Annotated in this window: 8 protein-coding genes and 1 tRNA gene; 4 read left to right on the forward strand and 5 right to left on the reverse strand. The window is 65.8% G+C overall.

Annotated elements, in window-relative coordinates:
* Positions 1 to 89: 89 nt before the first annotated feature.
* From Q0693_RS10750 to nfo, 3 genes are read left to right on the forward strand one after another with little or no spacing between them, the layout of a single operon-like run.
* A complete protein-coding gene (locus tag Q0693_RS10750; protein WP_243032412.1) occupies positions 90 to 1,121 on the forward strand; it encodes a Xaa-Pro peptidase family protein in 1,032 nt (343 codons plus the stop codon).
* Complete coding sequence (locus Q0693_RS10755; RefSeq protein WP_298631773.1) at positions 1,122 to 1,616, forward strand: septal ring lytic transglycosylase RlpA family protein; 495 nt, start codon at positions 1,122 to 1,124, stop codon at positions 1,614 to 1,616.
* 1 nt (position 1,617) lies between these two features.
* Positions 1,618 to 2,436: an endonuclease IV gene (gene nfo, locus Q0693_RS10760; protein ID WP_243032405.1), complete on the forward strand. Its 819-nt coding sequence runs from the start codon at positions 1,618 to 1,620 to the stop codon at positions 2,434 to 2,436.
* Here nfo and Q0693_RS10765 read toward each other — a convergent pair.
* The 4 genes from Q0693_RS10765 to Q0693_RS10780 are packed head-to-tail and all read right to left on the reverse strand — an operon-like array spanning position 2,416 to position 6,366.
* A complete protein-coding gene (locus Q0693_RS10765; protein WP_298631780.1) occupies positions 2,416 to 2,634 on the reverse strand; it encodes a hypothetical protein in 219 nt (72 codons plus the stop codon). The genes nfo and Q0693_RS10765 overlap by 21 nt on opposite strands.
* A gap of 9 nt (positions 2,635 to 2,643) precedes the next feature.
* A complete protein-coding gene (locus tag Q0693_RS10770; protein WP_298631783.1) occupies positions 2,644 to 3,303 on the reverse strand; it encodes a site-2 protease family protein in 660 nt (219 codons plus the stop codon).
* Positions 3,300 to 3,905 (reverse strand): site-2 protease family protein, encoded by a 606-nt coding sequence (locus Q0693_RS10775; RefSeq protein WP_243030714.1) that lies wholly within the window; start codon positions 3,903 to 3,905, stop codon positions 3,300 to 3,302. Before Q0693_RS10775 ends, Q0693_RS10770 begins: the two co-directional genes overlap by 4 nt.
* Entirely contained in the window at positions 3,880 to 6,366 is a 2,487-nt protein-coding gene (locus Q0693_RS10780; RefSeq protein ID WP_298631789.1) for a CBS domain-containing protein, read from the reverse strand. Before Q0693_RS10780 ends, Q0693_RS10775 begins: the two co-directional genes overlap by 26 nt.
* A gap of 56 nt (positions 6,367 to 6,422) precedes the next feature.
* Here Q0693_RS10780 and Q0693_RS10785 point away from each other — a divergent pair.
* Positions 6,423 to 6,516: transfer RNA gene (locus Q0693_RS10785), tRNA-Ser, on the forward strand.
* A gap of 15 nt (positions 6,517 to 6,531) precedes the next feature.
* On the opposite strand, the gene Q0693_RS10790 is transcribed toward Q0693_RS10785, so the two are convergent.
* Positions 6,532 to 7,757, reverse strand: a 1,226-nt coding sequence (locus Q0693_RS10790) for a Gfo/Idh/MocA family oxidoreductase (protein WP_298631791.1), incomplete at its 5' end; no start/stop codon positions are given.

Genomic DNA, 7,757 nt, shown 5'->3' on the forward strand with positions numbered 1-7,757 from the left:
CCCTGTCCCCCTCTGGAGTTGACCGTGGCCCATGGGTACCCGGGCGTGAACCTGGAAGAGGGTTAACGGGTGGTATAGTAGGCCCCGTGCTGGAGCCCAAGACCCTCTTAGAGCCCTTGGGGCTGGATGCCCTCTACATCACCCGCCCGGAAAACGTCCGCTACCTTTCGGGCTTTCCCCACCCCGAGGACGCCCAGGTCCTGGTCATGGGGGAAGGCTCCTTCCTCCTCACCGACCCCCGCTACCCTGAGGCGGAGCGGGAAAGCCGCATCCCCGCTAAGGTGCTGAAGCGGGAGGAAAAAGAGGCCCTTCTGAGGGGGCTCAGAGGACGGGTGGGCTTTGAGGCCGAGCACCTTCCCTACGCCTCCTTGGAGCGCTTGCGGGAGCTCGCCCCTGCGGAGTGGGTGCCCACCAAGGGGGTCATAGAACGGCTTAGGCTCAAGAAAACCCCGGAGGAGGTGGAGCGGATCCGCAAGGCCCAGGCCCTGGCGGAAGAAGCCCTGGCCCACGCCCTCACCCTCCTGAAGCCCGGCGTTTTGGAGCGGGAGGTGGCCTTGGAGATAGAGTTTTTCCTGAAACGCCGGGGAGCTGGGGTGGCCTTCCCTCCCATTGTGGCCTCGGGGGTACGGGGGGCTTTGCCCCATGCCGGGGCCTCGGGGAAAGCCCTCGAGGCCGGGGAACTGGTCACCCTGGACCTGGGGGCGGAGGTGGAGGGGTACCACTCGGACATGACCCGCACCGTGGCCCTGGGAAGGGTGGACGGGGAACTCAAGCGGGCCTTCCAGGCCACCCTGGCCACCCTGGAAAGGGTCCTAGACGCCCTGGGCCCAGGCAAAAGCACCAAGGAGCTGGACGCCCTGGCCCGGGAGGAGCTAAGGCGCTTCCAACTGGACCGCTACTTCGTCCACTCCCTGGGGCACGGGGTGGGGCTTGCCGTCCACGAGGGGCCAGGGCTTTCCCCGTATACGGAGGAGACCCTCGAGGCGGGCATGGTGGTCACCGTGGAGCCCGGGGTCTACTTACCGGGGAAAGGAGGCGTGCGCATAGAGGAGCTTGTCCTCATCACGGATACGGGGATGGAACTCCTCTCCCGCTTTCCCCGGGGCTGGCGGGAGGTTTAGGTGCGCGCCCTGGTCCTAGCCCTTTTCCTCTCCGGTGCCCTGGCCCAGACCTATACCGTACAAAAGGGGGACACCCTATACCGCATCGCCAAGGCCCATGGCCTGAGCGTGGAAGAGCTAAAGGGGCTAAACGGCCTCACCTCGGACCTCATCTTCCCAGGGCAGGTCCTCCGCCTGGGCCATGGCGAACCCCCTAAGAGGAAGCCTTTGGTCCAGGAGGGCCTGGCCGTCTGGTACGGCCCGGGATTCCACGGGAAGCGCACGGCCAGCGGGGAGGTCTACGATATGCACGCCCTCACCGCCGCCCACCCCTCCTTGCCCTTCGGCACCCGGGTGCGGGTCACCAACCTAAAAAACGGCAGAAGCGTGGTGGTGCGCATCAACGACCGGGGACCTTTTGGGGGCAGGTATATCATTGACCTCTCTTACGCCGCCGCCAAGGCCATTGGGGCCCTTTCCGCCACCCGGGTACGGGTGGAGGTGCTGGAGGAGTGAGATGGTGCGCTATGGCTTTCACCTTTCCATCGCCGGGAAAAAGGGGGTGGCCGGGGCCGTGGAAGAAGCCCAGGCCCTGGGCCTTTCCGCCTTCCAGATCTTCGCCAAAAGCCCCCGTAGCTGGAAAACCCGCGCCCTTTCCCCCAGCGAGGTGGAAACCTTCCGCGCCCTGCGGGAAATGGCCGGGGAGCTTCCCGGGGTGATCCATGCCTCCTATCTGGTGAACCTGGGGGCGGAGGGGGAGCTTTGGGAAAAGAGCGTGATGAGCCTGGCGGACGACCTGGAAAAGGCCCGCATCCTGGGACTGGAGTACGTGGTGGTCCATCCAGGCTCAGGAGACCCCCAACGGGTAAAAGAGGGCCTCCTAAGGGCCCTGCGCCTGGCCGGGGTAAAGGAGCGGCCCACCCTCCTGGTGGAGAACACCGCCGGAGGCGGGGAAAAGGTGGGGGCCCGGTTTGAGGAGCTGGCCTGGCTCTTGGAGGACACTCCCCTGGGGGTCTGCCTGGACACCTGCCATGCCTATGCCGCCGGGTACGACGTGAGGGAGGAGCCCCAGGAGGTCTTGAGCCAACTGGACCGCCTCGTGGGCCTAAAGCGGGTGCCGGTGGTGCACCTAAACGATTCCGTGGGGGGCCTAGCCAGCCGCATAGACCACCATGCCCACCTTCTCCAAGGCCAGATCGGGGAAGGGCTTAAACGCGTTCTCCTGGACCCCCGGCTCAGGAACCGGGTCTTCATCTTGGAAACCCCAAGAAGCCCCGAGGAGGACGCCTGGAACCTGAAGGTCCTGCGCAGCTGGCTAGAGGAGGCCCCCGCCTAGGAAAAGGCGCAGGGCGGAGACGATCATCACCAAAAGCCCCAACCTAAAGGCTCGCTCCTCCCCAGCTAGCACCCCAAGCCCGGCGGCCAAAAGGGCCAGGGGCAGAACCAGCCAGTTGAGCCAGCCCACAAGGGGCAAAAGGGCCGGAAGCAGTAACAAAAGGGAGAGCACGGCCAGCACTAGGCTCAGGGTGCGCATAGCCCCAGTCTAGCCAAAGAAAAGGCCAAAGAACACCCTGCGGGCAAAACGCAACACCTCCTGAATGGGCCCCCGCAACACCGTAAGGATAAGGAGGAAGGAAAGCCAGGCGTACTGCTCCAGCCGCCAAAGGAGGGGCTGCCAGGAAAGGGGCAAAAGGCTTTGCAGGATTTTGGAGCCGTCCAAGGGAGGAATGGGCAGGAGGTTGAAGACCGCCAGGACCAGGTTGATGGAGCTGGCGAAGAAAGCGGCCAGCGCCAAAAGTCCCCATAGGGTCTGCCCTTCTCCCCTTAGGGTCAGGACCACCCCCACAGGATCCAGGGCAAAGATCCCCCGCACCACAAGGGCGAAGAGCACGGCCAAAACCAGGTTGATGACGATCCCGGCTATGGAGACCACGAAAAGGCCCAGCCGGTAGGAGCGGAAGGCCGGGGGATGGATGGGCACCGGCCTGGCCCAGCCAAAGCCCACCAGGAGAAGAAGCACCGTGCCCAAGGGGTCCAGGTGCTTCAAGGGGTTAAGGGTAAGCCGCCCTTGGCGCTTCGCCGTGGTATCACCGAAGAAGTAGGCGGCGTAGGCGTGGCCCAGCTCATGCAAAACCAGGCTGAAGACCAAGGCGGCAAAGGCCAGTACGAAGGCCAAGGGGTCTTGCTGCCAAAGCCCGATCATAGCCCTAAAGCCCGATAAAAGGTTTCCAGAAGCCCCGCCAGCCCCCGGACCACCGAGCCCGTGACCCCGGTAAACGAGAGGACCAGGAAGATGAGGATAAAGCCCAGGGGCCCGTATGAGGCCACCTGATCCAGAAAACGCCGGGCTTCATACCCGCCCACCGCATAAAGGGCCTTGGCCCCATCCAAAGGGGGCACGGGGAAAAGGTAAATGGCGGCGTGCAGGAGCATGAGCCTTTGGGCCACCCAAAGCCCCTCCCCAAAGGGGTAGGGCAAAAAGCGGGCGAGAAGGCCGTACAGGAAGGCGGCCACAAAGAAACCCAACGGGCCCATGAGGGCCACCATGGCCCCCTTCCTCCCCGGAAGGCCGGTGGGCACGAACCGAGGCCAGCCAAAGCCCAGAAGGACCAACAGGACCAGGCCCAAGGGCTCCAGGTGGGCCCGGAGGTCCAGGGAAAGGAAACCGTAGCGCCGGGGGGCCGTATCCCCGTACCGGTCTGCCAGGTGGGCTTGGAAAAGGTTGTGGATCACGAGGCCAAAAACGGCAAAGGCGAAGGCCACCAGGAAGACCGGGGGGTCATTGAGGTACGGAAAAAGACCCATCGCCTATCAGTCTACGGGCTAATGCCAGCTCCTCCTCAAAGGTCCTCACCTCGCCTCGAGCCCGGGCCTCGGCCACCTGGCGCAGGATCTCCCCCACCCTGGGGCCCGGCTTAAGGCCCAGTTGCAAAAGGTCCCGCCCCATGAGGACTCGCCTCTTCTCCATAAGCCAGCCCTCCTTCCCGGGGAAGAGGGCCAAAAAAACGCTCCGCAGGGGCTCCTTCGCCAGGGCTTCCTTTTCCACCTCATTCCAGGAACCCTTCAGCAAGAGGGCTAGGGCCTCCTGGAGCCGCTTGGGAAGCCCCAGGGCTAAGGCCTTCTCCAGGGGATTTTCCTGGAAGTAGAGGAGCAAGAGGAGGCGGGCTTCCCCCCTCAGCCGCTCTGCAGGGATTCCCTCCTCCTCGGGGTAACTCCACCTAAGCCGGGCAAAGGGCTCCCGCGGCGGAAGCCTAAGCCCATAGAGGGGACCCAGGGCCCCCAGTTCCTCCAGGAGGGAGAGGGCATCGAGGAAGGTATCCTCCTCTAGCGTGAGCCAAAGCTCGTCCCTCAGGCGGCTTTTGCTGGCCGTCTTCAGCACCTCGGGCAGGAGGGCCGGAGGCAGGGCCTTCAAGGCCTCCTCGGAAAAGCGGAAGGCCAGGCGGGCCGCCAGGCGTGCCCCCCGGACGATGCGGCTAGGGTCCTCCACGAAGGAGAGGGGGTGAAGGGGACGAAGCAGGCGGGCCTGGAGATCCTCGAGGCCCCCGTAAGGATCCAAAAGCTCCAGGGTGGCCAGGGACAAAGCCATGGCGTTCACCGTGTAATCCCGCCTCTCCAGGTCCTTGGCGATGGGGGCTGGGCGCACCTGGGGCAGGGCCCCGGGGTAGGGGTACACCTCCTCCCGGCTTTCCGCCAGGTCCACGGCAAGGCCGAAAGAGAGGCGCACCCGCGCGGTGCCGAAGGCATAGTGCAGGCCAAAGCTCCCTCCAAAGCGCTCCACCAGGAAGCGGGCCACCTCCCCCACCTTTACCCCCGGTTCCAGAACCAGGTCTATATCCGGCCCAGAGCGGCCCAGAAGGGCATCTCGCACCACGCCGCCCACCAGGTACACCCCTTGGGGAAAGGCCTCCTTAAGGGCCAGGACCACCTGCCTGGCCCCCTCGGGCAAGGCCTCCAGAATCCGCTCTCCCAAGGGCTTCTCCAAAGAAGGCTTCTTCCGGTAGAGGTCAGTCCGGGTAAAGATGCCTAAAAGCCTCACTCCCTCCCCATGCCGCTTTCCCACCAGGACCCGCCCTCCTCCCTCCTTCAAGTAGGGCCCCACCTGGGAAAGGGGGGTTTCCGGGGGCAGGACCACGGCCCGGGCCAGAAACCCTTCCACGGGATGCTCTGCCAAACCTAGCCTTTCCGCCTTCCTCAGGTCCCGCCTGCGGGCTAGGCCCAGAATCCGCACCCCTTCCCCCCCCAAGGGCACCACCACCGGCATGGCCCCGTACCCGCGGTCCTCCAGAACCCGGAGGGCCTCCCGCACCGTGGTGGGGCGCAGGGTTTCCACGGGCGAGGTCATGACCTCGCCCAAGGTGGGCTCAGGCTCCAGGTACCGGGGAAGGCTCTCCACAAGGCGCTTCACCGCATTCCGCACCCCCCGCACCCGGGCGAAGGCCGCCCGAGGGTGCCCCCCGCCCCCCACCTGGGAAAGCCAACGGCCCACATCCAGCCGCTCCCGGCTCCGGGCAATGAGGAGAACCTCCCGCCCCAGCTTCAGGACCAAAAGGACCCCATCGGCCTCGTGCAGGTCCAATAGGGTATGGGCGAGAGGGGCCAAAGCGGGCACGTACCCTTCCTCCTTGGCCTGGCACAGGAGGAGGCGGAAGCCTTCCCGCTCCACCACCCGGGCGGTGCGCATCAGGGCCTTCAGCACCTCCCGGGCTTCCTCCCCCATATGGGGCCGCACCCACTGCCGAACCCTGGGGATCTCCGCACCCTGCTGGGCCAGGAAATGGGCGGCCTCGAGGTCCAGAGGCGTGGTGGAGGGAAAGCTAAACCCCCCGGTGTCCTCCCAGATCCCCGCATAGGCCAAGGTGGCCTCCAAAGGCGTAAGCGTCAGGCCCCGCTCCCGAATAAGGGGCACCAAAAGGCTCACCGTGGCCCCCACCTGGGCCACCCTACCCCCCACCGCCGGCACATCCCCAGGGGCCCGGGGGTGGTGGTCAAACACCAGGAAAGGAACCCGGCCCACCAAGGCCTTGAAGGGCCCGATGCGCTCGGGCCGGGCGTTGTCCACCAGGATGACCTCGCCCACCCTCCCCAAGGGGAGCTCCCCAGCCGGGACCAGATCCAAACGATCCTCCAAAAGGGGAGCGATCTCCTTTAGAGGCCCCTCGAGGCCCCCCACCAAGGCCAGAACGCTCCCCGGGAATAGCCTTCCTGCCAGGACCATGGAGCCCAGGGCGTCAAAGTCCAGGTTCTCGTGGGCCACCACCACCCGCACACCACCAGCTTACTTGACGTTAAAAACGGGCCTTGTTAAACTCAGGCTTGGCACTTGGAGAGGTGCCCGAGTGGCTGAAGGGACACGACTGGAAATCGTGTAGGCGGGCTTAAACCTGCCTCGCGGGTTCGAATCCCGCCCTCTCCGCCAAAGGCCCCTTGCCCTCTAGGGCAAGGGGATTTCCACTTGGACCACCTTACGGGCCCTCCTGGCCTCTTCCGCCAAGAAGGTGAGTCGGTGGGCCTGGACCGCCTCGGAGAAGGGCTCCAGGGGGCCTTCGTCACCCCGGATCAGGGCTTGTAAGAAGGCCTGGACCAGCCCAAAGTCCCCACCCCCGTGCCCGCTGCGGATGGAACCCTCCGCCTCCGTCTCCAGGTCATAAACCCTCTCCCCCTCCCCGAACCGGTAGAGCCTGAGGTACCGACCGTCCCCCAAAAGCTCCCCCCGGGTGCCAAAGATGCGGGTCTCCCGAAACCGCATCCGGCTCAACCCCTCCACATGCAGGCTGGCCGTGCGTCCGTCCCGGTATTCCAACACCACCACCTGATGGTCCGCCACGTCGTTCTTCCCCAGGTACACACACTCCCCGTAGGGGCCCTCCTTCAAGGCCTGCATCAGGTTCTCCCAGGTCACCGGGTAGGCCACCACGTCCAGGGGCCAGCCGCGCTCCCCCTTTTCGTAGGCCTCCAGATAAATGCGCTTGGCGGAAAAGGGGCAGGACCCCTCCACCTCCTTGGGGCATTCCAGGCACCGGCTGGCCGCCCCCTGAGGCCGGTTCTCGGGGCGGAAGTGGTACAGCCCCCCGAAGGAGGCCACCCGGGCCACCTCCCCCGGCAGCAGGAAGAGGATCCAGTCCAGGTCGTGGACGCTCTTGGCCAGAAGAAAGGGGCTAGACTCCGCCTCCTTCCGCCAGTTTCCCCGTACGAAGCTGTGGGCGTAGTGCCAGTGGCCCACCGGCTCCAGGTGCTGGACGGAAACCACCTGGCCCACCGCCCCTTCCCTGAGCCGTTCCCTCAGGGCCCGGGCATAGGGAGTGTAGCGCAGCACGTGGGCCACGGCCACCATGCGCCCCGTGCGCCTCTTGGCCTCGGCCACCCCTTCCACCTCCCGCCAGGTGGGGGCGATGGGCTTCTCCAGGAGAAGGTGGTAGCCCTTTTCCATGAGGGCCACCGCAGCCTCGGCGTGCAGGCGGTCGGGTAAGGCCACCACCGCAGCCTCCCCGAAAAGAGGGGCCTGCAAAAGCTCCCGCCAATCGGCAAAGGTCCTTTCCACCCCGAAGGCCTGGCGAAAGGCCGCCAGGCGCCCCGGCCGGGGGTCCGCCACCGCCACGATGCGGGCGCCCAGGGCGTGGGCGTGACGCGCATAGGCTAGACCCCGGTTTCCCGCTCCCA

Source organism: uncultured Thermus sp. (genome assembly GCF_938010445.1).
Classification (GTDB): Bacteria; Deinococcota; Deinococci; order Deinococcales; family Thermaceae; genus Thermus; species Thermus altitudinis.